The 26353-nt window shown below is 72.7% G+C and carries 26 protein-coding genes; 16 read left to right on the top strand and 10 right to left on the bottom strand.

What is annotated here, in order from left to right:
• Window positions 1–77 precede the first annotated feature (77 nt).
• Entirely contained in the window at window positions 78–1250 is a 1173-nt protein-coding gene (locus QA861_RS44860; RefSeq protein ID WP_334595053.1) for an LLM class flavin-dependent oxidoreductase, read from the bottom strand.
• Window positions 1251–2071: 821 nt separating this feature from the next.
• On the opposite strand from QA861_RS44860, the gene QA861_RS44855 reads away from it, so the two are divergent.
• Both QA861_RS44855 and QA861_RS47345 read left to right on the top strand, forming a co-directional pair.
• A complete protein-coding gene (locus QA861_RS44855; protein ID WP_334594707.1) occupies window positions 2072–2572 on the top strand; it encodes a transposase in 501 nt (166 codons plus the stop codon).
• Window positions 2573–2732: 160 nt separating this feature from the next.
• A complete protein-coding gene (locus tag QA861_RS47345) occupies window positions 2733–3215 on the top strand; it encodes a helix-turn-helix domain-containing protein (protein ID WP_443041658.1) in 483 nt (160 codons plus the stop codon).
• Between the two features lie 130 nt (window positions 3216–3345).
• On the opposite strand, the gene QA861_RS44845 is transcribed toward QA861_RS47345, so the two are convergent.
• Both QA861_RS44845 and QA861_RS44840 read right to left on the bottom strand, forming a co-directional pair.
• On the bottom strand, window positions 3346–4185 hold the full coding sequence (locus tag QA861_RS44845) for a phytanoyl-CoA dioxygenase family protein (protein ID WP_334594706.1): 840 nt from the start codon (window positions 4183–4185) through the stop codon (window positions 3346–3348).
• Between the two features lie 119 nt (window positions 4186–4304).
• A complete protein-coding gene (locus QA861_RS44840) occupies window positions 4305–5624 on the bottom strand; it encodes a condensation domain-containing protein (RefSeq protein ID WP_334594705.1) in 1320 nt (439 codons plus the stop codon).
• A gap of 233 nt (window positions 5625–5857) precedes the next feature.
• Between QA861_RS44840 and QA861_RS44835 the strand changes: the two genes are divergently transcribed.
• The 8 genes from QA861_RS44835 (at window position 5858) to QA861_RS44800 (ending at window position 14741) form a co-directional block, all read left to right on the top strand.
• A complete protein-coding gene (locus tag QA861_RS44835) occupies window positions 5858–6634 on the top strand; it encodes a dihydrodipicolinate reductase C-terminal domain-containing protein (RefSeq protein WP_334594704.1) in 777 nt (258 codons plus the stop codon).
• 66 nt (window positions 6635–6700) lie between these two features.
• Window positions 6701–7837 (top strand): acyl-CoA dehydrogenase family protein, encoded by a 1137-nt coding sequence (locus tag QA861_RS44830; RefSeq protein ID WP_334594703.1) that lies wholly within the window; start codon window positions 6701–6703, stop codon window positions 7835–7837.
• Window positions 7838–7879: 42 nt separating this feature from the next.
• Window positions 7880–9208 carry a hypothetical protein gene (locus QA861_RS44825; RefSeq protein WP_334594702.1) on the top strand — a complete coding sequence of 443 codons (1329 nt, stop codon included), beginning with the start codon at window positions 7880–7882 and terminating at the stop codon, window positions 9206–9208.
• A complete protein-coding gene (locus QA861_RS44820) occupies window positions 9205–10779 on the top strand; it encodes a nitroreductase family protein (RefSeq protein WP_334594701.1) in 1575 nt (524 codons plus the stop codon). Before QA861_RS44825 ends, QA861_RS44820 begins: the two co-directional genes overlap by 4 nt.
• Before the next feature lie 39 nt (window positions 10780–10818).
• Window positions 10819–12408, top strand: coding sequence for a class I adenylate-forming enzyme family protein (locus QA861_RS44815; RefSeq protein WP_334594700.1), 1590 nt, complete (start codon window positions 10819–10821; stop codon window positions 12406–12408).
• An 8-nt stretch (window positions 12409–12416) separates the two neighbouring features.
• Window positions 12417–12689 carry an acyl carrier protein gene (locus tag QA861_RS44810; RefSeq protein WP_334594699.1) on the top strand — a complete coding sequence of 91 codons (273 nt, stop codon included), beginning with the start codon at window positions 12417–12419 and terminating at the stop codon, window positions 12687–12689.
• On the top strand, window positions 12686–13462 hold the full coding sequence (locus QA861_RS44805) for a class II aldolase/adducin family protein (protein WP_334594698.1): 777 nt from the start codon (window positions 12686–12688) through the stop codon (window positions 13460–13462). The genes QA861_RS44810 and QA861_RS44805 overlap by 4 nt, the downstream gene beginning before the upstream one ends.
• A 28-nt stretch (window positions 13463–13490) precedes the next feature.
• Complete coding sequence (locus tag QA861_RS44800; RefSeq protein WP_334594697.1) at window positions 13491–14741, top strand: MFS transporter; 1251 nt, start codon at window positions 13491–13493, stop codon at window positions 14739–14741.
• A 37-nt stretch (window positions 14742–14778) separates the two neighbouring features.
• Here QA861_RS44800 and QA861_RS44795 read toward each other — a convergent pair whose 3' ends face one another.
• Genes QA861_RS44795 through QA861_RS44785 form a run of 3 tightly spaced genes read right to left on the bottom strand, consistent with a single transcriptional unit; the run spans window position 14779 to window position 17399 of the window.
• A complete protein-coding gene (locus QA861_RS44795; protein WP_334594696.1) occupies window positions 14779–15792 on the bottom strand; it encodes an NAD(P)/FAD-dependent oxidoreductase in 1014 nt (337 codons plus the stop codon).
• Entirely contained in the window at window positions 15789–16316 is a 528-nt protein-coding gene (locus tag QA861_RS44790) for an isoprenylcysteine carboxyl methyltransferase family protein (protein WP_334594695.1), read from the bottom strand. The genes QA861_RS44795 and QA861_RS44790 overlap by 4 nt, the downstream gene beginning before the upstream one ends.
• Before the next feature lie 12 nt (window positions 16317–16328).
• Entirely contained in the window at window positions 16329–17399 is a 1071-nt protein-coding gene (locus QA861_RS44785) for a type III polyketide synthase (protein ID WP_334595052.1), read from the bottom strand.
• 119 nt (window positions 17400–17518) lie between these two features.
• Here QA861_RS44785 and QA861_RS44780 point away from each other — a divergent pair, with 119 nt between their 5' ends.
• Both QA861_RS44780 and QA861_RS44775 read left to right on the top strand, forming a co-directional pair.
• A complete protein-coding gene (locus QA861_RS44780) occupies window positions 17519–18388 on the top strand; it encodes a UbiA family prenyltransferase (protein WP_443041657.1) in 870 nt (289 codons plus the stop codon).
• 222 nt (window positions 18389–18610) lie between these two features.
• On the top strand, window positions 18611–19015 hold the full coding sequence (locus QA861_RS44775; protein ID WP_334594694.1) for a cupredoxin domain-containing protein: 405 nt from the start codon (window positions 18611–18613) through the stop codon (window positions 19013–19015).
• Window positions 19016–19091: 76 nt separating this feature from the next.
• On the opposite strand, the gene QA861_RS44770 is transcribed toward QA861_RS44775, so the two are convergent.
• Genes QA861_RS44770 through QA861_RS44755 form a run of 4 tightly spaced genes read right to left on the bottom strand, consistent with a single transcriptional unit; the run spans window position 19092 to window position 22976 of the window.
• Window positions 19092–19685, bottom strand: coding sequence for a Pr6Pr family membrane protein (locus QA861_RS44770; protein WP_334594693.1), 594 nt, complete (start codon window positions 19683–19685; stop codon window positions 19092–19094).
• A gap of 59 nt (window positions 19686–19744) precedes the next feature.
• On the bottom strand, window positions 19745–20662 hold the full coding sequence (locus QA861_RS44765) for a hypothetical protein (RefSeq protein ID WP_334594692.1): 918 nt from the start codon (window positions 20660–20662) through the stop codon (window positions 19745–19747).
• 11 nt (window positions 20663–20673) lie between these two features.
• The gene (locus QA861_RS44760) at window positions 20674–21576 is read right to left on the bottom strand and encodes a hypothetical protein (RefSeq protein WP_334594691.1); all 903 of its coding nucleotides are present in this window, start codon (window positions 21574–21576) and stop codon (window positions 20674–20676) included.
• A complete protein-coding gene (locus tag QA861_RS44755) occupies window positions 21573–22976 on the bottom strand; it encodes a sensor histidine kinase (protein WP_334594690.1) in 1404 nt (467 codons plus the stop codon). Before QA861_RS44755 ends, QA861_RS44760 begins: the two co-directional genes overlap by 4 nt.
• Window positions 22977–23200: 224 nt before the next feature.
• Here QA861_RS44755 and QA861_RS44750 point away from each other — a divergent pair, with 224 nt between their 5' ends.
• Genes QA861_RS44750 through QA861_RS44735 form a run of 4 tightly spaced genes read left to right on the top strand, consistent with a single transcriptional unit; the run spans window position 23201 to window position 26206 of the window.
• Window positions 23201–23446 (top strand): hypothetical protein, encoded by a 246-nt coding sequence (locus QA861_RS44750; RefSeq protein ID WP_334594689.1) that lies wholly within the window; start codon window positions 23201–23203, stop codon window positions 23444–23446.
• Window positions 23443–24642 carry an OmpA family protein gene (locus QA861_RS44745; RefSeq protein ID WP_334594688.1) on the top strand — a complete coding sequence of 400 codons (1200 nt, stop codon included), beginning with the start codon at window positions 23443–23445 and terminating at the stop codon, window positions 24640–24642. Before QA861_RS44750 ends, QA861_RS44745 begins: the two co-directional genes overlap by 4 nt.
• A complete protein-coding gene (locus QA861_RS44740) occupies window positions 24639–25964 on the top strand; it encodes a hypothetical protein (RefSeq protein WP_334594687.1) in 1326 nt (441 codons plus the stop codon). The genes QA861_RS44745 and QA861_RS44740 overlap by 4 nt, the downstream gene beginning before the upstream one ends.
• The gene (locus QA861_RS44735) at window positions 25961–26206 is read left to right on the top strand and encodes a hypothetical protein (protein ID WP_334594686.1); all 246 of its coding nucleotides are present in this window, start codon (window positions 25961–25963) and stop codon (window positions 26204–26206) included. Before QA861_RS44740 ends, QA861_RS44735 begins: the two co-directional genes overlap by 4 nt.
• Window positions 26207–26353: the final 147 nt, after the last annotated feature.

Genomic DNA, 26353 nt, shown 5'->3' with positions numbered 1-26353 from the left:
CGCGTCGGGCCGTCGGCCTGCCCGGGACACAGGGCCGGGGAGGGTTCTCGGACATGGGCCCCGGGGTGCGGGCCCGGTCAGTGCGAGGGCGCCGCAGCGGCCTCACGTACGGCGGCGTCCCGAGCCTGGGAGTTCGCCTGCTGGAAGGCGTCCTTGTGCGCTGCGGCCCAGGTGTTGGACGCGGTGGTGCCGGCGGCCGAGTGACGGAAAGTGGGCGCGACATGACGAGCGAACAGATCGAGACTGCGGCGAACCCGGTCGGGTGCGGCCCAGTCCATCAGCGACAGCAGCAGGCAGCCGAACCCCTCGCTGTTCTCCTGGAGACCGCGGATGGCGGCGACACAGTCAGCGGGAGAGCCGGCGATGATGCCGCCCGCCTCGACGGTGTACTCGAACGCCTTGCGCGCGCCCACGCCACTGGTCGTCAGCGGCATACCCATGGTGCGCACCCACAGGTGCTCCCGCTGGTACAGCCACCCCTCGTACAGCTCCTCCAGGGCCTGCTCGCGGCTGGTGGAGACGTGGACGGGCAGCAACAGCCGCCAGTCGGCGCGATCGGCCTTCCGCCCGGCAGAGGCCGCCGCGTCCTCGTAGTGCCGCCACTGTTCGCCGAGCCGGTCCAGGGCGAGTCCGTGCCCGGCGCGCGGTGCGCCCCACGGCGGAGCCACGTACGACAGCGGGCTGACCCCGTGGGTGCCCGCGAGCCGCATACCGAAGGGGGACTGTGCGCTGGCCACCGCAACCTCCACGCCCTGTGCGGCGAACGACCCCAACTGGAGTCGGGCGTCGTGGAGTTCGAACCAGTCGCGGGTGGTGCTGACGACCTCGCCGCGCAGCAGGGGCAGGACCGCCTCCAGCGACTCGGCCGTCCTGCGCCGGGTGTCGGCCACCGGAATGCCCAGCATGTGCATGTCGGAGGGGACGGAGCCCGCGCCCACCCCCAGGATGAAGCGCCCCCGGGTGAGATGGTCCAGCTGCGTCGCCCGCTCGGCAGCCATGAAGGGATGGTGGTACGGCAGCGTCATCACACCGGTCGCGAAGACGATCCGGCGGGTCCGTTCGGCGGCGGCCGCGATGAACAGCTCCGGACTGGTGATGGTGCCCCAGCCCGCCGAGTGGTGCTCACCCACCCAGAATTCGTCGAAATTGAGGTCGTCGGCCAGTTCCGCGAGAGCGATGTCCCGGCGGAGCAGGAGATTGGGATCCTCCCCCGGAGGGTGCAGAGGAGATATGAAGCAACCGAACCGCATTCGGTCCACAGTCGATCCTTTCCGGGTGCGTCGAAGGGGCTTCGTCCACCGGCGGGCTCTGCCGGGCACCCTAGACGCCCCCCTTCTCCGGAAGCGAGAAAATGTCTCACGTGGTGACGGCCAGGGCTCGCCCGGCGCTCCACGGACCAGCCGCGGCGTCGCCGGACGGGCGCCGGCGCCGGGCCCGGTCGGCGTGGTGAACCACCCGTTCGAGCCGGTAGCAGGCTCTTCAGCGTTCCGCGCCGCGTGCGGCGGAACCCCTGCCGGGTGAGAACCGGCCGGCTCGGCGGCGGCTGACCGGTCACCGTCGGCTCCCCGTGCGCGGATCACGGCCCGCCCGGGGGTGACCGGTCGGACCGTCCTTCGTACGGCGGAGCGCGCGCCCCCGAACCCGGGGCGCGGAACACGGTCCGTCCGCCCATCCCGTCACCGCCGCTTCGCGGCGGCCCGCGAGGAGCGCGGGCGCGCCTTCCCGCCGCGGAGTCCTGCCGCCGGGCGCGGCTTCGCCCAGGCCGTGGCACGGCCTTCGGGCGTCTCCTGCCGTGTCCGATCACCTATGACCTTCTCTGGAGGGGGAGTCGAGTGGACGCCTCACCGGCACGTCGGCGTCGGCACGCGTCCGGCCGCACCACCGCTCCGAGCCCGTCCGGCGCCTCGCCGACGGCATCGCTCGCGCACGCCTTCGGAACGCCGGACCGCGCTTCCGGCACCGGACCGCACCACGCCCCGGTCCGCCCGGGTGGTGGCGCCCGCACCGCGGGGCCCAGTGCCGACCGGCGACCGGCAGGGCTGACCGCTGCCGACCAGGGGGGCGAGCGGGCGTGAGGACGATCGGTGCACGCGGGATCTCCCGCGAGTACGACTGGCTGGCCCCCATGGTGCTGTGGCCGCTCGCGCGGCGGATCATGCCGGTGGCTGCGGTACGGCCGCAGGGTGGCGGCACCCGACGGCTCGACGACGAGGCCGTGTTCGCGTGCATCCTCTACGTGCTCGTCAGTGAGTCGCCCTGGCGCGCGGTGCCGGACACCTTCGGCACGTCGTGGCAGACGGCGCACCGCCGCTTCCGGCAACTGTGCGAGGCGGGGATCTGGGAGCGGCTCGAACTCACCGCCGACGTACCGGGGATGCCCCCCGTCCTGCGGTACTGGGCGGCGGCGGTCTGCAGGGCCGCGGCGGCACGCGACGGCTCCCGGCCGGAAGTGCCCGGACTCGCGGAGCATGGCGTTGTTTCGCCTCGGCCCGGAGCGAGAGGGCGGCACTCCGTCACCCGCCCGGACGTCTCCGACGCCGGCAGGAAGCGGAGAAGGGAGATCCGGCCATGAGCGAGCAGCCGACGCCGCGGGACCGCGGTGCCGTCCGGCGAGGCGCCGCCCGGCCGGTGGGCGTCGGCGCGAGAACCGGTCCCGGTACCGCGCGGACCGGGCCCGGAGAGGAAAACGGACGCGACGACGCGGACGTCGGTCGTCACGGAAGGGGGACCCGGTGGTGAGAGCCTCGGAGAAGTTCGGCGTGCTGCTGAGGGAGTTGCGTGGCCGGATCGGGCTGACGCAGAAGGAGCTGGCCGATCTGGCCGGACTGAGCGTCCGAGCGGTACGAGACCTGGAAAGCGGACGGGTGAGCCGGCCCCGGAAGGAGACGGTCCGTCTGCTGGCCGACGCGCTGCGGCTGCGGGACGGCCGCCGCGCGGTCTTCCTCACGACGGCGGCGGCCCAGGTCACGTGGGAGGAGCAGCCGATGCCGGACGTGACTCGCGAAGGGGCCCCGGGTCGGATGCGGATCACCGAGGGGCGGGAAGGGCCGGACACCGACGTCTACGCCCTGGCCGAACTGCTCATCACCGAGCGGCGCAGACTGGCGGCGGGCGAGGAGACCGCGGACGACCGCGACGAGATCGTCTTCGTGGCGACCCGTTCCGCGGACTCGACGCTGGACTGGTCGGTGGTGTGGGCGGCCCGCCCCCGGTGAACGCCACTGCGGCGCCCGGCGGGGTACGAGGAGTCCGCCGGGCCGAGGCCGCGCGGGCATGCTGGTGGGCCGAGCGCCCCGTGGGCGCCCGCCGTCTCGCGCGGCGACGGCGGGACCGTGGCCCTCGCCGTCAGACCAGGGCGGCTCCCAGCGTGCCGATGCGGGCGTCGGTGGCCGCCGTCACCGGTGTCGCGTCGCGGCTGACGAGGAACTCCGGCCGGGTCGGCGCCTCGGGCACGTTGCCGACCGCGTTGTAGGTGATGAGCAGCAGGGCCCGCCGGTCGGGAGAGCTGTTGTTGGTGGAGGAGTGCACGATGCTCGGATGGAAGGCGTGCACCTCGCCCGCCTCTCCCGTGATGAGCGCGGTTCCGCGCTCCCGTGCGAGCTCCTCGACGGTCTCCTCCCGCACGGTGTACGCCAGGTCCGCCGATACGTGCCGGCGCCAGTCGTCGCTCGTGTCGGTCGGGTCCGGCAGGTCCAGAAGGCCCCCGCGGTGCGAACCGGGAACCACCGTCAGAGGGCCGTTGCCCTCGTGTATCGGATCCAGGGCGATCGCCAGGTTGACGGCGTCGGGCCGCCGCATGCCGTCCTGCTGGTTCCAGAACGAGAAGTCCTGGTGCCAGGGCCAGGCGGCACCCTCGTGCGCCTGCTTGAGGTTGACCTTGAACTGATAGACGTAGACGGCCCCGCCGATCAGCGCTTCGGCGGCCCCCACCAGCGCCGGGTGCCGCACCAGCGCGGCGCAGAGGTCGTCGAAGGCGTGGCAGCCGTGGATCGCGCGCACCGTGTCGCCGTCCCTCTCGTGGACCACCTCCGGGCGGCGCGTCGCGCTGATGGCGTCGACCCGGTCGCGGACCCGCACCACGGTCGGTGCGTCGAGCCGGAAGGGCAGACGGCACCAACCGTCCGCCGCGTAGGCGGCCTTGAGCGCGAGGGGGTCGGTCCAACCGGTCGGGAACGTGCTGTCCATGGGGCTGACTCCTGGTTCACGTGGTCGTGGTCGAAGGTCGGGGGAGGCCGGCTCCCGGCACCGGGCGGGGGCGATGGGCGCCGCACCGGGCGGCAGGCGCGCCCGGGGCGTGCGCGGCCTCACCGGGACCTACCTGGTGACTCCGGTAGGCATCCCTCGGCAAGCAGCGTCTCGTGCACGGTCCGCAGGACGGCCCCGGCCGTGTCGCGCGGCACCCCGCGGGCCCGCAGCCGCAAGGCCCAGGCGCCCTTCCCGTCGTCCATGACGCGCAGGTAGAAGCGGGGACCCAACGTCAGGAAGGCGGGCTCGTAGGCCACCAGGCCGTCGTCCTCCTCAGTCACCTCGAACGGTTCGAAGGAGCCCGGGTCGCCGGAGACGCCCTGGACGATGAGGTTGAACGACCAGACCTCGTCGTGCGAGGCGACGGCGGCCGGATGGCGCGCGCACAGCCGGGTGACCGCGTCGAGGTCGAAGACACCGTTGCGGAACGCCTGAAGACTCCTCGGTCCCAGTCGCCGCGCCAGCTCGGCCACGGTACCTCCGGCGGGCACGTCGACATGGGTCGGCACCCACTGGTTCATCGACGTGACGTGTCCGGTCCACGGGTTGCCGTGCCGGTTGGAGGAGACCATCCGCATCGGGATCGAGCGCACGCCCTGCACCTCGGCGACGGCCGTGGCGTAGGCGGCGAGCAGCAGGGCGAAGACCGACACCCCGCCGCGCCGTGCTGCGCGTTCTGCGGCGGCCCGGGACCGTCGGGACAGCAGCCGGGCCACGAAGACCTCCTCCTCCGGCGGCGCGCCCCCGGACGGACGGGGCGGAAGTCCACCCGCCACCGACGCGGCGAGGGTCTTCTCCCAGTGCCGCTCGGCCGACCGTAGCCGGGCCCGGAAACCCTCGGAGCGCTGCTCCCTGGCCATGGCGGTCAGCAGGTCCGGCGGGTGCTCGACGGCGGCCGGACCGGGCTCGCGCAGCGCCGCCAGCAGGTCCTGCCACAGGATCTGCTTGGCGGACCCGTCGGCGACGATGTGGTGGTTGACCAGCGCGACGCGCTCGGCCAAGCCGTCGCGGGTCAGGACGACCGCGCGCCACGCGCACTCGGACGACAGGTCGAACGGCCGCGCCGCCGAGGCGGCCAGCATCGTCCGCAGCTCCGCTTCGTCCGTGCCGTCGGCCGCCACCACCTCGATCGAGGGCTCCACCTCGTCGCGCACCGACTGGCGCGGCACCGCCGGGTCGCCGAGGTCGTACACCGTGCGCAGCGACACGTGCCGGGCGCGCAGCGCGTAAAGTGCGGCCACCGCACGGGCGGGCGGCACCGGCTCCGGCAGTGTCCACAGGGTGCGCAGGTTCGACTCGTGCCACTGCGCGACGGGAAGGTCCTGCACCGCCCGCATCACGGACAACTGCCCGAAGGTGAGCGGCCCCGACGTCTGCACCGACCATCGCCTCCCCGTGCGTCGACACGCGTCCGTCGCGCCGGCGGCCCGCGTCCACCGCAGCGCCCGGCCGCCGAACGCCCGTCAAGCTATCGGCGCGCGTGCGGCGGAGGCGGCAGCCCCAGCGGCAGTTGCGCACAGCGGGGCGGTGTACGCCGCAGCGGCAGGTGGGCGCGTCATCTGCCTCCGAAGGTGCCGCTCGACGCGGATTCCCGCCGCTAGCGTCGTCGCCCATGCTGACGCTCACCGAACGGGACCACAGGAGCGGCGGTCCACCGAGGCTCGGTGTCGTCGGAGCTGCCGGACGGCTCGGCGCCAGGGTGGTCCAGGAGTGCGACCGGCACGACCTCGCGGTCGTGTGGACGGCCACGCGTACGTCCTGGCCCGCACCGCAGGAGGGGGACGCCGCGCCCACCGTCGTCGTCGACGCCAGCCGCGGCGACATCCTGCCCCGCACCGCGGACTACTGCAGGTCCGTCGGCGCGGCCCTGCTGGTGTGCGCGTCCGACATCGGTCCCGCGCAACGGCGCGTGGCGGCGGAGCTGGCCACCGAGGTCCCCGTCGTCCTCGCGGCCAACCTGTCGATCGTCAACTGGCTCCAGCATCAGCTGGTCCGCACGGCGGCGGCACTCTCCACCCGGCTGCCCGAAGTTCCGGACACGAGCGTCCTGGAACGGCACACGACCGCCAAACGCGACCGCCCCAGCGCCACGGCGCGATCCCTCGCCGGTGCCTGGGAGGCGGCCGGTGCGGGCCTCACCCACGAGATCGCCTCGTACCGGGCGGGCCTACCCGTCAGCGAACACCAGTTCGCCCTCGGCTTCGCCCACGAGACGCTGACGATCACCCACGACGTCCGCGACCTCGGCCCGGCCGCTCTCGGCGCCCTCACCGCGGCCACCTGGATCCACCGCGGCGCTCCGCGGCTCTGGACGGGCACGGAACTCTTCGACGAGATCCTCCTCCCGGACGGCTCGGCGGCACCGCGCGGGATCTGTCCCGCGAAATGAGCGCCGTGTCCCCCCTCACCCCCGTCCCGTGCGAACACAGCGGCCACCGGGCCGACGGAGGAAAACGTGACCATCCACAGGCACTTCGACTCGGCGGAGCAGGCTGAGCTGTTCACCCTGGTGACGAGGATCAGCGAGAAGGAGCTGGCCCCGGTCGCCGCCGACCACGAGGCGCGCGCCGAGTTCCCCCGCCACCTGGTGACCCGGCTCGGCGAACTCGGACTCATCGGCCTGGCGTTCCCGCAGCGCTGGGGCGGAGGCGGCCAGTCCGTCGCCTTCTTCCTCCAGGTGGTGGAAGAGCTGGCGCGCGGCTGGCTGGCCGTCGCCGAGTCCGTACACCTCCAGGCCCTCACCTGCCGGGGACTGGTCCGGCACGGCAAGGACGAGCTACGCGACGCGTACCTGCCGGCCATGCTGGAGGGCAGGCTGCTGGGGGCGAACTGCATGTCGGAGGCCGAGGCCGGCTCCGACCTCGGGGCCATGACCACGTCCGCGAGCCCCGTCGACGGGGGGTACCAGATCTCCGGACTCAAGACCTGGGTCAGCCATGCCGGGGTCGCCGACGTCTACCTGGTGTACTGCCGCACGGGCGGGGCCGGGCCCGGCGGCATCTCCTGCTTCCTCGTCGAGGCGGCCCAGGAGGGCGTACAGGTCCACCCCCCGTTCGCCAAGATGGGCGTCTGCGCCCTGCCCACCGCCCCGGTCGCCTTCGACGGCGTGCGCGTACCGGCACCGCGCATGGTCGGCGGACGCAACCGCGGCATGCTCGTGGCCGCCTCGGTCTTCGACCACGGACGCCTGGGCATCGCGGCCTGCGCCGTCGGCCTGGCGCAGGCCGCCCTCGACCACGCGAGCGACTACGCCAAGCAGCGCCGGCAGTTCGGCAGCCCCATCGCCTCCTTCCAGGGCGTCGCCTTCCTGCTCGCCGACATGGCCACCCAGATCGCCGCGGCCCGCGCCCTGCTGCTCACCACCGCGCGGCTGATGGACGAGGGCCGGCCGGTCTCCGCCGAGGCCGCCAAGTGCAAGCTCTTCGCCACCGACACCGCCATGCGCGTCACCACGGACGCCGTGCAGATCCTCGGCGGCTCCGGCTATGTGCGGGACCACCCCACGGAGCGCTGGATGCGCGAGGCCAAGCTCCTCCAGATCATCGAGGGCACCAACCAGATCCAGCGGGCGACCATCGCCCAGAGCCTCTGATCCCCGTCCCCACCCCCACCCCCGCCACGGAGGAACGGCCGCATGAACGAGCTGCTCCCGTACGAAGCGCGCTTCTCGGGCCAGGCGTCCGACGCTCCCGCCACCTGGGGCCAACAGGCATTCTGGGACGGCCTGTCGCGCTACGACGGCACCGGATGGAACCGCAACGTCGCTGTGGTGACACACCTGCCGGACGGCACCTCCCTGCCCGGCGCCCTGGAGCTGCTAACCCGTATCACCTCCCGTCACGAGGGCCTGCGCACCGAAATGTACGAAGGGCCCGACGGCCTTCGGCAGCGGGTGCGCGGAGCGGGAACCCTGGCGGTCGGCCGGATCTACGGCGCCGAACCCGCCGACACCGCCCGTGAGGCCGCACGGCTGCGGGCCCTGCCGCTGGGCACCGGCGGCCTCCCGCCGTTCGCCGCCTCCGTCGCCGTGACGGCCGGCCGCCCCCGCGCTCTCGTCCTGGCCTTCTCCCACCTGGTTGTCGATGCGTCCAGCGTCCGGACCGTCCTGCACGGACTGGCCCGGCCCTCCTCGGAACCTGCGCCCCAGCCCCGCGAACAGGCGGCCCGCGAAGTGGGCGAACTGGCCCCCACCGGACAGCGCGCCGCCGCCACCTGGGCCAGGGAAGCGGGGGACACCGCCTTCCCGTTCGCGGTTCCGCGCGCCGGAGCGATCCGGAGCGAGGTCGTGCAGACGGCACTCACCTCGGCCCAGGCGGCCGTCCGGCTGAAGGAGATCTCCGCCGGACTCGGCGCCGACTCCTCCGCCGTCCTGCTGGCCGCCACCGCCGTCGCGCTCGCCGCACCGCTCGCGCTGGACCGCCTGCCGTTGCAGGTGGTGACCTCCAACCGGCACCGGGCCCACGCCCGCGACTACGTGGGCGTCCTCGCCCAGTTCGGCCCCCTCACCGCACGGCTCGATTCCGACAGCGGCTTCGACGACACCGTGCGGCACGTCGCGCGCCGCGCCATGAGCGCCTACAACAGCGCCCTGTGGGCGCCCGCCGGCCTGGCGCAGGCACTGACGGCCACCGGACGGTCGCTGGACGAGGTGCTCGGCACCACCTACACCTTCAACGACATCCGGGCGGCCGACTTCCCCCCGGTCCTCGACCATCCGGCCGAGCCGGACCCGGGCCGTGACCACTGCCTGCACGACCTGCCCCACTGGCCCTACCAGGGCGGACGCTGCGCGATCGCGGTGGTGGGCGGACAGCGCGTGCTCCAGTTCGCGCTGCGCGCCGATACCCGGTACGTGGCACCGGAGCTCACGGGCCGGCTGCTACCGGGCATCGACGCCGTGCTACGCCGGGTGCACGACAAGGGTGGATCGATCCGGATCGGCACGCTCGGGGAGGGGCTGTGACGGACGGCACCGCCGCCCCCGGCCCGGAGCGCACCGGTACCCCGCCGGGCGGTCCGTATCTGCCCCCGCATCTGCCGCCACCCCGTGCGAGCGGTGACTACGTTGGCAGCCGTGAACCGCACGCGGCGGCGAGGGGACACGTGGTGAGCAAACGGGAACGGGTGCCCCAGAGCACCGGCCCGCGTCCCTCCGGCCGGGGGGACGACACGTTCGGCGCCGACTGGCTGAGGATGATCACCCTGGACCCAGCGCCGCAGGAACGCCTGGCCCCCTTGTGGGACGCCCGCGCGGCACGCGTCCTCGGACTCGTGCGGGAAGCCCTGTGCGGCCCCGGGGACGACGGAGGGCGCAGCGTCCCCTCGGCGGGAGCCCTCTACCCCTACGACGTGGTGGTCGTAGGCGGGTCCGGACCCGCCCGCCGGCTGCTCAAGGCCGACCTGGGCCGCGACGGGTGCACGGAGCTGCCCCTGTCCGCTCCGGCGGCCCGCGAACTGGGGGCCGCGCTCGACGAGGGCTGCGGCATCGACGGCGCCGACCACGTCGTGGTCCTCGCCCGGCCCTGGCTGTCCATGCGCAAGTACGGCCCCCGCGGTCACCTCTACACCCAGCTCGACGCCGGGCACGCCGCCACCAGCCTGTTGGGCACGGCGCTGGGGCAGGGGCCCGCCGTGCTGCGCCTGCGCGTCCCGCGACGCCGGATCAGCGCCTGTCTGGATCCCTTTCTGCCCTACCGGGAGGTGCACTCCGTGGTGTCCGTCGGGCCCGCCCGCCGGGACCACGCGGTGCGGGACACCTCAGTGAACCTCGCACCGCCGCCCCGGCGTGACACATCCGAGTCGATGGAGCGGTTCTGCTGGTCGCAGATACCCGAGGCCCTGCGAAGCGGAGGTGACCTGCCGCTGCCCGTCACCTGCGCCCCTGTGGTGGCGGTCGGCGACGGGCCGGGCGGCCTGGGCCGGATCGGGCGCCACGAATGGCGGCTGCTGACCCGACTGCGCCACTCGTGCAAGCGGTTCGAGCGGCAGGAACAGCCTGCCGGCACGGTCGCCGCAGCCGTCGAGGCCCTGCTCACCGCCCTCCCCACCGACCTGCCCGACGCGGCCGGCGGGCGGCAGGGCGGCGTCGGGGTCAGCATCCTGACCGGGCCTGGGCCGATCGCCGACGCCTGCGCCCGGCGCCTGCCGGGCGGCGACGTACGGTTCACCGTCGACGACGCGATCGACGACCCGGCCGTGATCACCCGGCTCTGCCGCGGTCAGCGGCACATCGGAGGGGCGCAGGCCCTCGTCGCGTTCCACCTGCGCATCGGACGGCTGCTGCGCACCGGCCGGCCGCAGGAGGTCCGTGACGCCCTCTTCCGTGCCTCGGCCGCCGCCCACCTGATCTATCTGGGCGCGGCCCGCAACGACGTCGCGGTGACGGCGGTGGGCGGATTCGATGCCCGCACGCTGCGGACCGTGGCAGGTCTCGGGGACGACGAGGAAGTGGTCTACCTGATGGCGCTGGGTGTCGCGGCGGGGACCGGGAGCAAGATCGACCGATTGGCGGTCGCGCATGCGCACGGAGAATGAGCCCGCTCGGCGCGGAACCCAGTGGAGGCGGACCACCTGATGCGGCTGCTGAACGACGTCCTCACCGAACTCACGGCCCAGCACGCCGACGCCCCCGCGGTCGGCGACGCGGGCGGAGTCCTGACCTACCGCGAACTCCTCGATTCCGCGGCCGACTTCGGCAAGGCGGTCGACGAGTGGTGGCGCTCGGACACCCCCCGCGGCCCGGGAGCGCCAGCCGACGGCAGGGTCCGGGCCGGCATCCACGCGGCCAACTCCGCCGCCTACGTGATGGCATACGCCGGACTGCTGCGCGCGGGCATGGTGCCCCTGCTCCTCGACCCGGCCCTCGGCGCGGCCGAACTGGCCGTCATCGCCACCGACTGCGGCATCGACCTGTTCGTCAGCGACCGTCCGCTGCCAGCCGGACTGCCCGTCACCGCCACCACACGGATCGGCGGCATGCGGCTGACCGCGCTGCCCGCCGTCCCCGACCGCCCTGCCCTGCTCGACACCACCGAAGTCTGCCGCTTCACCTCCGGCTCCACCGGGTCCCCCCGCTGCATCGAGTTCTCCGGCACCGCCGTGCTGACGGCCGCGCGCGCCTGGAGGGAGGCGACCGAGATGGGCGCGGGGGAGCGGGTGCTGTGCTTCGCCGGACTCTTCAACGGCCTGGCCTTCAACACCTCGCTGCTGGCCTCCTTCCTCGCGGGCGCGGCCCTGTGGGTGCCTTCGGGGCTCCCCAGCGCCGGACACGTCGCCCGCTTCCTGCGGCAGGTCGAACCCACCCGCCTGACCGGCTTCCCCGCCCTGTACGAGTCGTTGCTGCGCCGGGAGCAGCCCGTCCCCGAACTGGCCGGGCTGCGCTCCGCGATCTCCTCCGCGGCACCGCTCTCCCCCGGGACCGCTGAGGAACTGCGCCGCCGCCACGGCCTCGCCGTCAACGACTACTACGGGGTGGCCGAGGCGGGGCCCCTCACCTACGACCCGGCTCCCGCCCCCGGACGCGGACTGGGATACCCGCTGGCCGGGGTCGAGTTCACCTTCGGAGCACCGGACCACGGCGCCACGGCGGTCCGGGTTCGCAGCGGGTCGATGGGATCGCGCTACCTCAACGCGCCGGGCCTGCTGGAGAGCCGTCTGGACGCGGACGGCTTCTACCTGACCGGGGACGAGGGCCTGATCGAGGAGGGCCGGCTGGTACTGCGTGGCCGGTCGGGCAAGGGCATCAACATCGGCGGTCGGAAGATCGACCCGGCCGAGGTCCAGCAGGCGCTCGGCCGGTGCGGGGCGTCCGACGCCCTGGTGCTCGCGACGGTCAAGAGGAACGGGGACCCGATGCTGGCCGCGCTGGTCACCGGCACCGTCGGCATCACCGAGGAGGAGCTGCGGGCCCGTTGCCTCGGCCTGCTCGCGCCGTACAAGGTGCCCGAACGGATCTTCACCGTGCCTCGCATGCCGCGTGGCGGCGCGGGCAAACCGCGACTGGGCGCCGCCGAGGCCCTCCTCAGCGACCTGCTGCGCGCACCCCGTGACGAGCCCACGTCCGGGAGGGCATCCGCATCCGCCGGAGCCCGCCTGAGCGCGGACCCCGCCGCACCGGTCCGGCCCTGGCCGCCGCACCCCGACCACCACCCCGACCACCTGTAGGAGAACCGATGCCCCCTTCCCCGCACCTCCTCCAGCGCATCGCCGGACTCGTCGCCGAGGCCAGCGAAGGCGCGGTGAGCCAGGACGCCGCCCTCGCGGAGGGCCGCACCCTCACCGAACTGGGCCTGACCTCCCTGTCGTACCTGCGGCTGATCGACGCCCTGGAGAACGAGTTCGGCGTCTACATCGACCTGGAGGAGGACACCGCGTTCCTCGGTTCGGTCGACGGCCTGGTCCAGTACCTCGACGGGCAGGGCGTGACCGCCCAGGGCAGCCGATGACCGCACGGCTCGACGAGGCCCTGCTGCCGCCCGTCGCCCTCGGACTGCGCGTCCAGGTGGCGCTGGCCTCCCGCTCGCTGTCGCTCGGCGGACACGACGACTTCAACCAGGGGCAGGTCTCGGCCCGCGTCCCCGGCGCGCACTACATGCTCATCAAGGGGGCCCTCAAGGGCTTCGACGAGTGCACCCCCGAGGACGTGGTGGTCGCACCGCTGGACCCCGATGTCCCCGCCCCGCCGCTGGCCCCGCCCGAACTCCCCCTGCACCAGGCGGTCTACGCGGCACGCCCGGACGTGAACGGCGTGGTCCACAGCCACGCCCCGCACACCCTGGTCTTCGGAGCCACCGACCTGCCGCTGCGCCCCGTCTCCCACGAGGGCGCCTATTTCGAGCAGCGCCTCGGCCGGTTCACGATGACCAGCAACACCATCCTCGACATGGTGACCGCGCGGGGTGTCGCCGACGCACTCGGCGGTGACCCGGCCGTCCTGCTGCGCAACCACGGCGGCGTGGTCGTCGGCAGATCCGTCCGGCACGCCACCGTGCACGCCCACACCCTGGAGCGTGCCTGCCGGCTCCAGCTGATGGCGGAACGGGTACCTGGCGGTTACCACACGTCGACCCCGACCGACGTGCTGGCGAAACGCGAGTTCATCTATGGGGACCTCGCGGTGCGCTCCTACTGGGACCACTGCGTCGGCCGGGTGCGGCGCACCTGGCCGGAGACGGCGGACTGGGGCCGCCGCCAACCGTCCGGCACGCCACAGCCCTGACCGCCCACCGAGGGGAGAACCAGGTCCGGTGGACCGCGAAACCATGCCGCAGGAACCTCCGGCAGCCCCCGTGAAGGATCCGTCCGCGAGGGAGGCCGCCGCCGGACGGCGTAACCTCACATTGCTGACGGTCTGTCAGTTCCTCTTCTACATGGGGATGGGGATCGACCTGACCCTCACCGCGGTGGTGGGCCTGCGGCTGGCCCCGACCCCGGTGCTCGCCACTCTGCCGATCACCCTCATGGGCGCGGCAGCCATGATCGCCAACTTCTCGGCCGGGCTGCTCAGCGACCGGTTCGGCCAGCGCAGGGTGGCGGCCGGGGGCGCGGCCACCGCGGTGGCCGGCGGACTGGTGTCCGTGGCGGGGATCCGGTCCGGCGATTTCTCCGTACTCTGCCTGGGCACCGCGCTGGTGGGTCTGTACAAGGCCACGGGAGGCTACTTCCGCTACCTCGCCGCGGACTCCGTCCCCCGAGAGGGCCGGGAGCGGGCGGTTTCCGTCCTGCTGTGCGGCGGGGTGCTGGCGGCCTTCCTCGGGCCGTGGGCGGCGACGGCCTGTGCCGGACTGCTGGACACCGAGTACGCGGGTTCCTATCTGCTGGTCTCCGTGCTCGCCGCTGCCGTGATTCCGCCCGTGCTCGCGGTACGGACCGGACCGGCGGGAGAAGGGCAGCAGCCCCTGCCCCCGCCCGTACGCATCCGGGCCGCGGCGCGTACCCGCCAGTTCCGCACCGCGTTCGCCATCCTCACCGTGGGAGGCTGCGTGATGACCCTGCTCATGTCGGCGGGCCCGCTGGGCAGCCGGCACGCGGGCCACTCGGAGAGCGCGGGGGCCTTCGTCATCCAGGCCCATATGGTGGGCATGTTCGCGCCCTCCCTCTTCAGCGGCTGGCTCAACACCGCTCTGGGCCCGCGCCGCAATGCCGTCCTCGGCGCGGGCTTGCTGGCGACCGGGGCGCTGGTGGGCGCGGTCCATACCGGCGTTGCCGCGTTCGTCGTCGCGCTGGGCCTGATCGGCGTGGGATGGAACTTCCTCTACGTGGCGGGCAGCACCTTCGTCGTACGCTGCTACCCGCCGCACGCGGGCGGTCGCGTCCAGTCCGCCGTGGAGGGCGGCACCGGAATCTTCGTCACCGCCTCCTCCTTCGTCTCCGGGTACCTGTTCACCACCCTGGGCTGGCAGATCCTCAGTACCCTGGCCGCCCTGCCTCCGCTCCTGCTGTGCCTGTGGCTGTCGACCGCACCACGCGGCGCCGGCCTCGGGGAGAGAACCGGCTGAGCGCCGGCGGACGTTGTCGCAGCAGGCCCCGATCCGCCTACTGCAGGGCGTGCACCGCCGCGGTGAACGCCGACGGGGCGCGGCAGGCCGCAGGGACGACCAGTCGGGCCGTGGCGGGGTACCGTGCCGCCCGCAGCAGGGTCTCGGTGAGCAGCCGGTGACGCCTCGTCAGCCGGGCCCAGGTCGCCGGGTAGTCGTGCGGGCGGCCGTCCTTGAGGCAGTGCACGGCGGCCGCGGCCGTCGCCAGGGCGAGGGCGATTCCCTCACCGGTCAGCGCGTCCACATATCCCGCCGCATCGCCCACGAGCAGCACCCGGCCGGCCCGCGGGCTCCTGGCCCGGCGGCGGAGCGGACCGGCGCCGCGCACGGTGCCCACCTGGGGCGCCCGGAGGACGGAGGCCAGCGCCGGGAACGCCGCGAGGTGCTCGTCGTACGGGCGGCGGTCGTGGCTGAGTACGGCGATGCCCACCAGTTCGTCGCCGAGCGGGGTGACATACGCCTCGCCGCGGCGGGACCAGTGGACCTCGACGAAGTCGGTCCACGGGGCGATGCGGTAGTGCCGGCGCAGACCGTAGCGGCGGGGCGCCCGGACGGGCAGGTCGAGGCCGAGTGCGCGGCGCAGCGGGGAGTGCAGGCCGTCCGCGGCGACCAGCCACCGCGCCGTCAGGTTCGCGGCGGTGACACTCCCGGCGCTCTGCCGGATCTCGCCGACCTTGCCGGGCACGATCCGAACGCCGAGATCGATGGCCCGCCGGTGCAGGGCCGCGTGGAGTTCCGTCCGCCGAACACCGCGCCCGGGCCGGTCCCGGAACGCCGCCTCGGCGCTGCGGTCACCGTCGAGGTAGCGGATACCGCGCAGATCACGGCCGGACACCGCGACACCCAGCGAGCGGAGTGCCGCCACACCGGTGGGCATGATGCCCTCGCCGCATGCCTTGTCGACGGGCGTGGCCCGCGGTTCGACCACGACGGCTTCCATTCCCGCCAGGGCGGCATGGATCGCCGTGGCCAGACCGGCGGGCCCGCCACCCGCCACGAGGATGTCGATCACGTCCGTGCTCCCGCCGGGGCGGCGGCGGCCAGCGCCGCGTCCTCGCAGCGGATACGGATCACCAGAAGGGCGGCGTTGAGCACGGTGAAGACCGCGGCGGTCACCCATGCTCCGTGCACCAGCGGCAGCGCCAGCCCCTCGGCCACGACCGCGACGTAGTTGGGATGGCGCAGCCACCGGTAGGGCCCGCCGTCGACGAGAGGCAGGCCGGGAACGACGATCACGCGGGTGTTCCACCGCCGCCCCAGGGTACGGATGCACCACCACCGCAGCGCCTGGGCAGCAACGACCACACCCAGCATCGTCCAGCCGAGGAGCGGCAGGAACGGCCTGTCGGCCAGCCGGACTTCGGCGAGGCAGCCGGCCAGCAGACCGGTGTGCAGCGCCACCATCGCCGGATAGTGCCCGCGGCCGGCCTCCGTACCGCCGCGGGCCGTGCTCCAGCGGGTGTTGCGCAGCGCCACGACGAGTTCGGCGACGCGCTCGCCCGCGACGGCCAGTACCAGAGCCGTGTACCAGATCATGTGTCCTCCGGACTACCAGCGCAGCAGGACGAGTTCGCAGCAGAAACCGGGTCCCATGGCCATGATCAGTCCGGGGGTTCCCGGTTCGGGCCGGCGGCGGGCCATGGTGTCCCGCAGGACGTGCAGCACCGAGGAGGAGGACAGGTTCCCCACCTCGGCCAGTGATCGCCAGGTGATGTCGAGGGCGCCTTCGGGCAGCGCGAGTACGTCGGCGACGGTCTCCAGCACCTTGGGGCCGCCGGGATGGCACACCCAGGCGGCCACGTCCTTCGGCTTGAGGCCGTGCTCCTCCAGGAAACCGTGCACGTCGTCACGGAGATACCGGCGCACGACGTCGGGTACGGCCGGATCGAGGACGACCCGGAAGCCGGAGCCGCTGATGTCCCAGCCCATGACGTTCTCGGTGTCCGGGTACATACGGCTGCGGGTGGCGACGACCTCGGGACAGCCGCCGTGCCCGCCGCCCTGCGACGCCCGCCGACCGCCGACGGCGACCACCGCCGCGGCCCCGTCGCCGAACAGCCCGGTGGCCACCATGTTGGCGAGTGACGCGTCACCGCGCTGGAAGGTGAGCGAGCACAGTTCGACCGACAGCAGGACGGCCACCTGGTCGGGCCATCCGAGCAGATAGTCGTGCAGCCGTGCGATCCCGGCGGCGCCCGCGACACAGCCCAGGCCGAAGACGGGCAGTCGTTTGACGTCGGGGCGCAGTCCGAGGCGTCCGACGAGCCGGGCGTCGATGGACGGCGCGGCGACACCCGTGACCGAGGTGAACATCAACAGGTCCACGTCGGACGGCCTGAGCCCCGCGGTCCGCAGCGCACCGCGTACCGCCTCGCCGCCCAGTTCGGTGGCCGCCTTGATGAAGACGTCGTTCGCGGCGCCCAGACCGTCGAGTTCGGGGTACCGGTCGAGGGGCAGCACCATATGGCGCTCGTTCACCCGTGCGTTGCGGTGCAACCGGTCCAGCACACGGCGGTCGGCGCCGGGTGGCAGGCAGGTCCGGGCGACCATGTCGGTGATCTCGCGCTGGGTGTGGCGGTGCGGTGCCAACGCGCCGTGGACGGCAGCGATCCGGGTCAACTCAGTTCCCGCCTCGGGGGTCTCATGCCACTCATCCATGCCCGCCGTATGGGCTGCGACACCGGAAGTCGCCCGTCCGGCTGCCACGACACCCGGTCCAGCCCGCCTACGATCGGCCGGTGGGCACCGTCGAGGAACCGCAAGTCCGCGGGGAGGCCGTATGGCGGCCCCGAACCGCGCTCGCTCTGGCCCTGTCCTGCCATCCCGGGCCGGTGGCCGCCGTCACCGTCCTCAGTACCGCACTCGCCGTCAGCGCCGGGCACAGCGGCGGCCGTTGTGTGCTGATCGGAGCGGCCGTACTGTCCGGACAGCTGTCCGTGGGATGGTGCAACGACGCGTTCGACGCACGGCGCGATGCCGCTGCCGGCCGGCGTGGGAAACCGGTGGCCGACGGCGCGGTGAACCGGACCGCGGTGTGGGCGGCGGCGTTCACCGCACTCGTCCTGTGTGTGCCGCTGTCCCTGGCCTGCGGGCCGCTCGCGGGTACGGCGCATCTCACCGCGGTGGCGGGCGCCTGGGCGTACAACCTGCGGCTCAAGGCGACGGTGCTGTCCTGGCTCCCGTACGTACTGGGATTCGCGAGCCTCCCCGCAGTCGTCGCACTGAGCCTCCCCGGCCGTCCATGGCCTTCCTGGTGGGTCATCACAGCGGGCGCGCTGCTCGGCGTGGCGGCGCACCTGGGCGATGTGCTCCCCGACATCGGAGCGGATCTGGCGGCCGGGGTGCGCGGACTACCGCAGCGGCTGGGCGTCACCGCCACCCGGCGGCTGCTGCCGGTCCCGCTGGTCGCGGCAACGGCGGTACTGGTGCTGGGCCCGGCGGGGCCGCCCGGCCCAGCGGGACTGGCCGCACTGGCGGCGACACCTTTGACGGCGCTCGTCGGGCTGGTCCTCGGCCGGTACTGGCGCAAGGCGCCGTTCGCCGGAACGGTCGCCGTGGCGGCGGTGGATCTGGCACTGCTCCTGGTCCAGGGCACCGCACTCACGTGACCTCCGGCCACGGAGCAGCTCCCCGTGCGGCCTGTGCGACCCGAGCGACCCGAGCTTTCTTCGGGCCCCGCGACGCTGCGAGGGACCCGTTCAGGTGAGCCGGCGGGGCGGATGGCCCTACCGCCGTGCCGAGCGTCGCCGGCGACGGTGAACGTGAGGAGGACGGCCGAGCTCCAGCCGTGCCCGGACCACAGCAGCCCTCGTCCGAAAGGTACGCCCCGAATGTCACTCACCTATCCGCACCGGGGCCGCACCGCCCTGCGAGTGGGCGGAGCCTGCGCCCTGCTCGCCCTGGCCGGCTGCTCGAACGGCGGCAACAGCACCGCTCCCGCCACCACCAGCGCCTCGTCCGCCGCGACCAGCTCCGGCTCCGGTACGGCGCACATCGTGATCGAGAACTTCGCCTTCAGCCCGGCGAACCTTGAGGTACGCCCCGGGGCGAAGGTCACCGTCGAGAACCGGGACTCGGCCACCCACACCGTGACCGCCACCGGCGGCAAGGCGTTCGACACAGGCAACATCAAGGGCGGCGCGACAGTCACCTTCACCGCCCCGTCCACGTCCGGCAGCTACTCCTACATCTGCACCATCCACCCGACCATGAAAGGCACCCTCACCGTGACCTGACACCACCGCTCCGGCCACGCGCCCAGGGGCGACGGAGCGTTCACGATCCGTGATGGCCGGCGATGACGAGGTCCTGTTACCGGATCTCCATGGTGTGGTGGCGCCGACGGACCGCGCGATGAGTCGCTGTCAGGGCCACTCCGAGCGCGACGACGATGGCGTACAGCACGGCCACAGCCGCCGCGACGGGGGCTGCGCCGAACTGCGAGGGACGCAGGAAGAGATAGGGCATCGTCGCGGCGCCCGACCAGGCGAGGGTGCCCACGACGGTCAGATAGGCAGTGGGCCACCAGGCGAGCAGGGTGGCCTCGCGCCAGGTGGCGGCGAGAGCGTAGGGGGTGGACAGGAACTCCGCGACCACCAGGACCGGTGCTGCCCCGTGAAGGAGGACCGTCGCCGTGCGTGCCCACGCGTCGTCATGAGCGCCGAACCAGGTGCCTGACGGACTGCTCGGTGCGATCACCGTCATGTAGATCAGTGAGGACAGCACCACCCCGACCACGGCGGCACCACGGACCCGGTCGCCCCAGGCGCTGTCGAACGGCCCGCGCACCAGTTGCCAGGTCAGCACGGTCGCGGCCAGCACCGCCGAGTCGACCGTGAAGTACAGCAGTGAGGGGGTCGGGTCCGTTCGCTGTACGAACTGGCAGATCACGCCGAGTGCGAGCACGGTAGCGCCGGTTCCTCGGAGCCGTGCGACGGTCCGGCCCGGTCCGGTCGGTGAAGAGGTCACGAGGGCGACGTCCCCAATGTGTGTGCCAGGGTCGTCATGGCGGAGCCGACGGCCGGGAGCGAGTGCCAGAAGGCGTGCGGGCCCGGGACGTTCAGGAGACTGACCCCGATGCCTTCCCCCTCGGCGGACGTCACCAGCTCTCGCACCGCCTGTCGCGGTGACAGGGAGCTCTGCTCTCCGCGGACCACGACCAGGCGGCGCGTCCTTGGGGACGGGCGTCGCGTGGCGGCGCGGAGGTCGTCGGGAAGACGACCGGCGCGCAGCGCGTTCGCGAGGAGCAGCAGGTCGACACGGCGCCGGGTGTTCGGCGTCTCTCCCGGGCGGGCTTCCAGAGGCGGGACGGCGCCGGCCACCGTGGCCGTCTCTGCCAGGTGGTCCCCGATCAGACGGTTCTCGCGACGCACGGCCGACAAGAGGGCCGCGGCGCTCCACCTCTGGACGGCGACCGGTTCGACCAGCACGACGGTCTCCATCGGCGGGCCCGTCTCGGCGGTGCCGGAGACGGCGGCCATGGCAGCGGCGAAGGAGGCCCCGAGGGAGTAGCCCAGCACGCCCGTCGCACCGGCGCACCCGTCGAAGGCGATGACTTCGGTGGCCGCCCGCAGCATCCGCCGCGCCGCCACCGTGAAGTCGCCCCGCGACAACGCGCGTCGCTCTTCGGGAAGCAACCGTGAGGAGGCGAATCCGGCGCCCGGCGTCTCCACGACCACGAGCCGCGCGCGCAGCATCGTGGCGATCATCTGGAATCGCTGCATCTCGAACGGTTCCACGAACGCCAGGAAACCCTGCGCGACCACGAACGTGGGGTCGTCGCTGTCGTGCCGACCGTCCACGACGCCGAGCAGGATCTCACCGCCCGGTCGGCCGGTGGCGTCGGTGTCCACTCGTACGGCCCGCCATGCGGGGGCTGTCATGGGGAGGGGTGTCACAGGAGTTCACTCTCCGGCGCGAGGTTGCGGTAGTACGTCAACGCGGCCCGCACATCGGCGGAGTTGAAGAAAGTGTCGTACGCGCCCGGTTTCACGTAGTCCAGCACGGGATTGCGTTCCGCCCAGGTCTTCGCGGAGACGCCTGTCGAGAGGTCCGGCCAGTCCGACGTGTCCTTGCCCCAGGCCCGCACGAATGCATCGAGGTCGTTCTGCCACTGCGTCATCATCGGGAAGAACGTCTTCTCCGGGTCGACCCGGATCCGTAGTCCCAGCAGGCGACCGACGGCACCCGAGACCTGCGTGTGCGCCCTGGGGCCGTTGCACTCGCGGTAGCAGCGCAGCCAGTCGTAGGTCTCCGTCAGGTGCCGACGGCTCAGACAGCTGTCCATCAGCCGGCGGAAGGGCTCGGCCGAGTCACGCATCTGCCGGTGGGACGCCTGGAGGTGCGCCTGTTCCCCGTCGGCGTCGAGAAGGACCCGGCGCAGGATCTCCGGCGACTCGTCCACGTTCAGCGGCTCGGCGCCCAGCCAGACGGAAGCTGCGGCCAGGAACAACTGCGCGTGACCGTGCGGCAGTTCGGTCATGCCGTACACGTTCATCAGCGGCGCGTGCTGCTTCAGGTACAGCATCACGCCCATGCCTGTGCGCACCTCGACCGGCTTGTCGTACAGGGCGGGATCGGTGATCGTCAGCGGGCGGTAGCCGGGGCTGGACGAGGTGTTCAGGTGGAAGTCGACGATCGCGCCGTCGAACTCCGCCAGGTCCTCCGGGCTCAGGTCCAGCAGCAGCTCCGGGTCGTCCACCATCGTGAACTCGAGCTCGCCGGGTACGGACACCTGCCGGTCGAACACCCGGCTGCGCTTGCCCTGGTCGTCGACCAGGAGATATTCCAACGTCATCGTGTGGACCCCCTCTTGAGCCTCGGCGGACGGACACCCCATACGCCGCGAATTTCCTTCCCCCCGACCACCTCGGCCTGAGTCATGTCACCGCCGAGTCGGCGCAGCCGGTCTCGCATGACCGCCAGTGTGCTGCCATCGGGACACCACGCGGCGGCTGGGATCAGCGGCAGCGGGTCCCGGATGCTCAGGTGGATCATTCCGTCCGAGACCTGTCCGGACACCGAGACCGGCCGATCGTGGATCTCGAGGCGCGTCATCGCCTGGGCGGCGTTCGCGACGACCGTGGTGATCAACTGGCGTACGAGCTCCCGGTTCTCCGGGCGCAGTTCGCCGAGGCGGAACTCGGCGGTGACGCGCAGGGAGTGGTCGCGCCCGAGTTGTTCGACGATCCCTTCCAAGGTGATCTCCCGGCCCTGGGCCTCCCAGGCGTACTCGTCGACCATCTCCTTGACCAGGGTGAGCTTCGGCGCGAGGTCGGCGGCATCGATCTTGTGCTCAGGGCGGACGGAGTCGTCGCGAGCCAGTGCTCTGCTCAGCGAGCGGACCGCGTTGAGCGTGTCGTGGAAGTCCTGCGCCAGCCGACTGCGAGCCTCGGTCATCGCGACGGCGGCCTCTTCGCCACTGGCGCGCAGGCAGCGGTCGTAGTCGCGCATCTTCAGGCCGACCGCGTACGGCAGCGCGCACGCCACCCATGCCAGCGGAACCATGTCCGGGTGCCACCGGCCCAGGTGTACGGACAGGCCCACGACGAGGGCCAGCACCCCGGTGACCAGCAGCCAGCCGTACGCCCGCAGCGTCACCAGGATCCGGGGCAGGCTCTGGTTGGCCGAGTAGTAGGTGCCGTCCGTGAGCACGTGGTAGATCCCTGAGTTGGCGTACGCGAGCGCCACCGTGAGGGCGGCGACCTTGACCCAGCCGGGGTCGCCCGGGCCGGTGAGGAACAGGACGGCGACGACGTTCGCCGGCACGGCGATCCCACCCAGCAACCCGGTGGCGTTGAGCAGCGTGCGCTCCCACTGCCAGTTGTCCTGCCAGGCGAGCAGCTGCCGGGTGAGGGCGAACCGTGCCCTCTTGCCGCCGTGCGCCTGGCCGTCGAGGTGGATCTCCAGGAGCGTCTGCGTGACACCCACGGACAACAGGACCCATGCGGCAGGCCGGACGTCGTCGGCGAGTACGAGCAGCACGGCGAGCACCACCAGCAGGAACCCGCGGGTCGCGAACGGCCTGAGACGGTCGTAGCGGTGGATGCGAGCCGCTGTCACCCGGGTCGACCAGTGGCTCATCGGGGCCGGAGCCCGCAGGTCCCGCACGATCTGCGCCCAGGGATTCGCGGGCCGGTTCGGAGCGGGCAGGAAGTCGACGAGCGACAACCGGTCTTCTTGCTGGGACAGCGACATCCCATGTACCCCCGTGACGTCTGTCGGGCCTTGGTGCTCTCAGTGTGGAACAGCGGTCTCGCCGGGGGTCGTGCTTTTTGTGACCCCCCCCACCACCACCGGGCCCGGAACCGGTCGACTCGTGATTTCCACGAGGCGGCTCGAAGGCCGCCCGCTATTCCTTTCGTCACGGTGGGGCACGGTCTACGGCCGGCCCCACGTCCCGAGCGGCGACGGAGGAATCCATGGCCATCACACGAGGACGACGCAGGCCCCGGCGGAACTGGCCGGTCTGTGCCGAGACGGGCAAGCGGCGACTCGGCGAACGCAAGGACGCCAGGCTGCTCCTGGTGGCGGCGCGGGCGTCCAGGGCGCGAGCCGAGCGCGACGGTGTGCGCGCCGAGTGGACGGTGGTGCGTGCCTACCGCTGCCGGCACTGCTCGGGCGGCTGGCACCTGACCTCCGTAGCGCGTCGGGGAGGTGCCGCGTGACGGCCTCCCGCACAAGGCCGTACGCGGCCCGCGCACGGCGTGCTCTGTCGCTGATCCCAGCCCTGGCCCTGTCCGGCCTGGCGGGGTGCGTCCTCACCGCGTGCGGGTCCGTGCCGGCCTCTGCCCCGTTGACCATCGCCGTCACCGGCAGCATGGCGGAACCGGCGCCGTGGGCCCCGATCCTGGAAGACCTCGCGGTGCGCCACGCCCTGGGCGCGGCCGATCCGGGGGACGGGACGGTCTCCGTGGTCGTGTCCACCGACCCGGAGGTGGCCGAGGTCGATCTGACGCCGATGCGCGACGAGTCGGAGGTCGAACAGGACCCGGGCACCGCGAGGAAGAAGGTCCTGGAGAGGGTGGCGCGGCTGCGCTCGGCGCTGACCGTGAACACGCCGGACGCGGACGGGCTGGACCTGCTCGGCACGTACCGCCGAGCCCTCCGGTCGACCCCGGCCGGAGGCACGATCGTCCTCGTGTCGTCCGGTGTCCAGACCGTCGATCCGCTGGACGTGCGCACCCTCGGCTGGAATGTCGATGTCGCCGCCGCGGTACGCGAGCTGCGCGGCCGTGGACTCGTTCCCGACGGGAGCGGCAGGCACGTCGAGTTCGTCGGCCTGGGCATCGCCTACGGCACGCAGCCGGGTCTGCCGCTGCCGGCGGCCAAGCGGATCACCGCGCTGTGGCGAGCGGTGTGCGTGGCCTCCGGGGCCGCGTCCTGCACGGTGCGCGGAGACGACGTCCCGCTGCTCCCCTCGGCGTCGGACCGGCCCGTCCCGGTGGTGCCGGTAGCCGCGACCCCCACCTCCTGCACGGGCACCTTCGTCGTTCCGGAGTCGGTCTCCTTCGCCTCGGACGACGCGACTCTTCTCCCCGGCGCGGACCGCTACCTCAAGCCGGTCGCGAACAGCCTCAGGGGCTGCCCCGCCGGCCGCGTCGTGCGGATCACCGGCCACACCGCCCAGGTGGGCAGCGGGGCGAGCGGCTTCCCCCTGTCCGCGGCGCGGGCGAGTGCCGTGCGCGACCGGCTGGTGAGCCTGGGCGTGGACCCCGGTCTCATCGGCCCGGTCGAGGGGGTCGGCTCCACCAGACCCGTCGTCGACAACATGCCCGGTGGCGTCTTCGCCGAGCCGTTGGCCCGCCGGAACCGGCGGGTCGAAATCACCGTCACCACGAAAGAAGGACCCGACCCGTCATGACTCACGACAGCACCGCACACCACGACAGGACCGCACACCACGACGGCACCGCTCAGGGAGCGGACCGCGTCTCGCGCGGACGCGTCGGCATCCCGGGCGTACAGACCCTCACCTCCGCCCTGGGGCTGGGACCCATGCCGTTCACGAAGATCGTCCGCTGCCATGAACTGGTCAGTGAGGCGCGACGGATCGGGCGCGATCGCCCGGCCGGGGAGTGGACCAACTCCGAGGACAGCCTGCGCAGGGCCGCCGAGCGCCGCGCTGACGCCTGGGCCAGGACGGAGGCGGCCCGGGCCGTCGAACCGGCGGTCGCGACGATCAAGGGCCTGCACGCCGAGGCCCAGTTCATCGACCACCAGATCGACTCCCTGCGAGAGCGCCGCTACGTGGGCCCGCACGGCGAGTCGTACACCACGGCCGAGGCCCATGGACGCCACGCCGAGTGGTCGGCACTCGTCGAGGAACAGGAACAGGCCGGTTCCCTGGCGCACCGGCGGGTCTCCGCCCGTGTCAAGAAGGTCCTGTTGGCGCTTCTCGTGCTCGACGTCGTCATCCTGACCTTCTTGATGGCCAAGTTCCTCAACGTGGACCTGCGCCGGTTCTGGCTGACCTCCGACGGCGTCCTCAAGGCCGTCACCGCGTTGCTGTTCGGGCTGCTGGGCACGCTCGGTGTAGCGCTGGCCATGAAGCTGTTCGGCAGACGTCATCGCGAGCACCGTGCCGCGCACGGCGGGTGGGACTTCTCCAGGGGCGGGGCGAAGACCCTCATGGCCGAACTCCTCCTGTGCGCTCTCATCGCCGTGTCCCTCGGCGCGGCCATGGCCTGGCGGATCGTTCTCGACGGTCCCTCCGACCAGAGCTTCCTGACCGCCGTCATGGCCGCACTGTTCGCCCTCGTGATCAGCGGTGTGGCCTACCTGTCCTACCAGTCGGAGTTCGCGGACGGTTCGACGGTGACCGAGGCGCTCGACGTGCTCGCCCCCCAACTGCACGGCACCCGGTCGACCGAGACCGCGCTGCGTGCCAGGCACGAGATCGTGGTCCGGCAGGCCGCCCGGCTCGTCGGCCAACTGACCCGTGAATGCTCGCGCATCCGCACCGAAGCGACCCGCAGGGTGGTGGAGAGCACCCAGGACAAAGCCATCCGCTACGCCCGCTCGATCCATCAGCACAGTGGCTACGGCGGTTCCCTTCCCGCACCGCGCCTCGCCCTGGCCGGTCTCGACCTGGCACTCGCCCAGGCGACCCGGTGGGCCGACAGCAGTCCTGAGCCCGGCACGACATACGGCGACGACGACACGGGTCTGGCGGTGGTCGCATGAGCCTGTGGAGCAAGGCCAAGCGGGCGCGCAGCATCGGCGGCGTCATCGCGGCCATCGCCGGAGCCGGCCACGCCCCGCCGCCGGCGGACCTGCCCGCCTACCTGCAACAGCAGTACGCCGAGTACAGCAAGACGCGTGACCGAGAGCTCGGCCGCGACGTCAAGCGGCTCACAACGCAGACCCGTCAGCCCACGACCGGACTCGACCGGAGCGCCGCACGAAACCTGCGCGGCACGAAATAGGCAGGACCGGCTCGGGCGCGGACCGCGCCCGAGCCGCGTCCCTGCTCCTCGGGCGAATGGTCGGCACTCGGTCGGGTCTCGCGGATGTGGTCGGGTGCGCCGCGCTGACCCGTGTACGGGTGGCCGGCCGGTGGACAGCAGGGCGAG

The organism is Streptomyces sp. B21-083, from assembly GCF_036898825.1.
Lineage (GTDB): Bacteria > Actinomycetota > Actinomycetes > Streptomycetales > Streptomycetaceae > Streptomyces.
The sequence above is the reverse complement of the archived record's forward strand: the minus strand, read 5'-3'. Positions and strand labels throughout refer to the sequence as shown.

Excerpts from the sequence above, each read along its gene's own strand:
- QA861_RS44750 (WP_334594689.1), top strand. The coding sequence starts at position 23,201 with ATGGCCATCACACGAGGACGACGCAGGCCCCGGCGGAACTGGCCGGTC.
- QA861_RS44825 (WP_334594702.1), top strand. The coding sequence starts at position 7,880 with ATGAACGAGCTGCTCCCGTACGAAGCGCGCTTCTCGGGCCAGGCGTCC.
- QA861_RS44810 (WP_334594699.1), top strand. The coding sequence starts at position 12,417 with ATGCCCCCTTCCCCGCACCTCCTCCAGCGCATCGCCGGACTCGTCGCC.
- QA861_RS44860 (WP_334595053.1), bottom strand. The coding sequence starts at position 1,250 with ATGCGGTTCGGTTGCTTCATATCTCCTCTGCACCCTCCGGGGGAGGAT.
- QA861_RS44805 (WP_334594698.1), top strand. The coding sequence starts at position 12,686 with ATGACCGCACGGCTCGACGAGGCCCTGCTGCCGCCCGTCGCCCTCGGA.
- QA861_RS44735 (WP_334594686.1), top strand. The coding sequence starts at position 25,961 with ATGAGCCTGTGGAGCAAGGCCAAGCGGGCGCGCAGCATCGGCGGCGTC.
- QA861_RS44760 (WP_334594691.1), bottom strand. The coding sequence starts at position 21,576 with ATGACGTTGGAATATCTCCTGGTCGACGACCAGGGCAAGCGCAGCCGG.
- QA861_RS44845 (WP_334594706.1), bottom strand. The coding sequence starts at position 4,185 with ATGGACAGCACGTTCCCGACCGGTTGGACCGACCCCCTCGCGCTCAAG.
- QA861_RS44835 (WP_334594704.1), top strand. The coding sequence starts at position 5,858 with ATGCTGACGCTCACCGAACGGGACCACAGGAGCGGCGGTCCACCGAGG.
- QA861_RS44815 (WP_334594700.1), top strand. The coding sequence starts at position 10,819 with ATGCGGCTGCTGAACGACGTCCTCACCGAACTCACGGCCCAGCACGCC.
- QA861_RS44790 (WP_334594695.1), bottom strand. The coding sequence starts at position 16,316 with ATGATCTGGTACACGGCTCTGGTACTGGCCGTCGCGGGCGAGCGCGTC.
- QA861_RS44765 (WP_334594692.1), bottom strand. The coding sequence starts at position 20,662 with ATGACAGCCCCCGCATGGCGGGCCGTACGAGTGGACACCGACGCCACC.
- QA861_RS44740 (WP_334594687.1), top strand. The coding sequence starts at position 24,639 with ATGACTCACGACAGCACCGCACACCACGACAGGACCGCACACCACGAC.
- QA861_RS44775 (WP_334594694.1), top strand. The coding sequence starts at position 18,611 with ATGTCACTCACCTATCCGCACCGGGGCCGCACCGCCCTGCGAGTGGGC.
- QA861_RS44755 (WP_334594690.1), bottom strand. The coding sequence starts at position 22,976 with ATGTCGCTGTCCCAGCAAGAAGACCGGTTGTCGCTCGTCGACTTCCTG.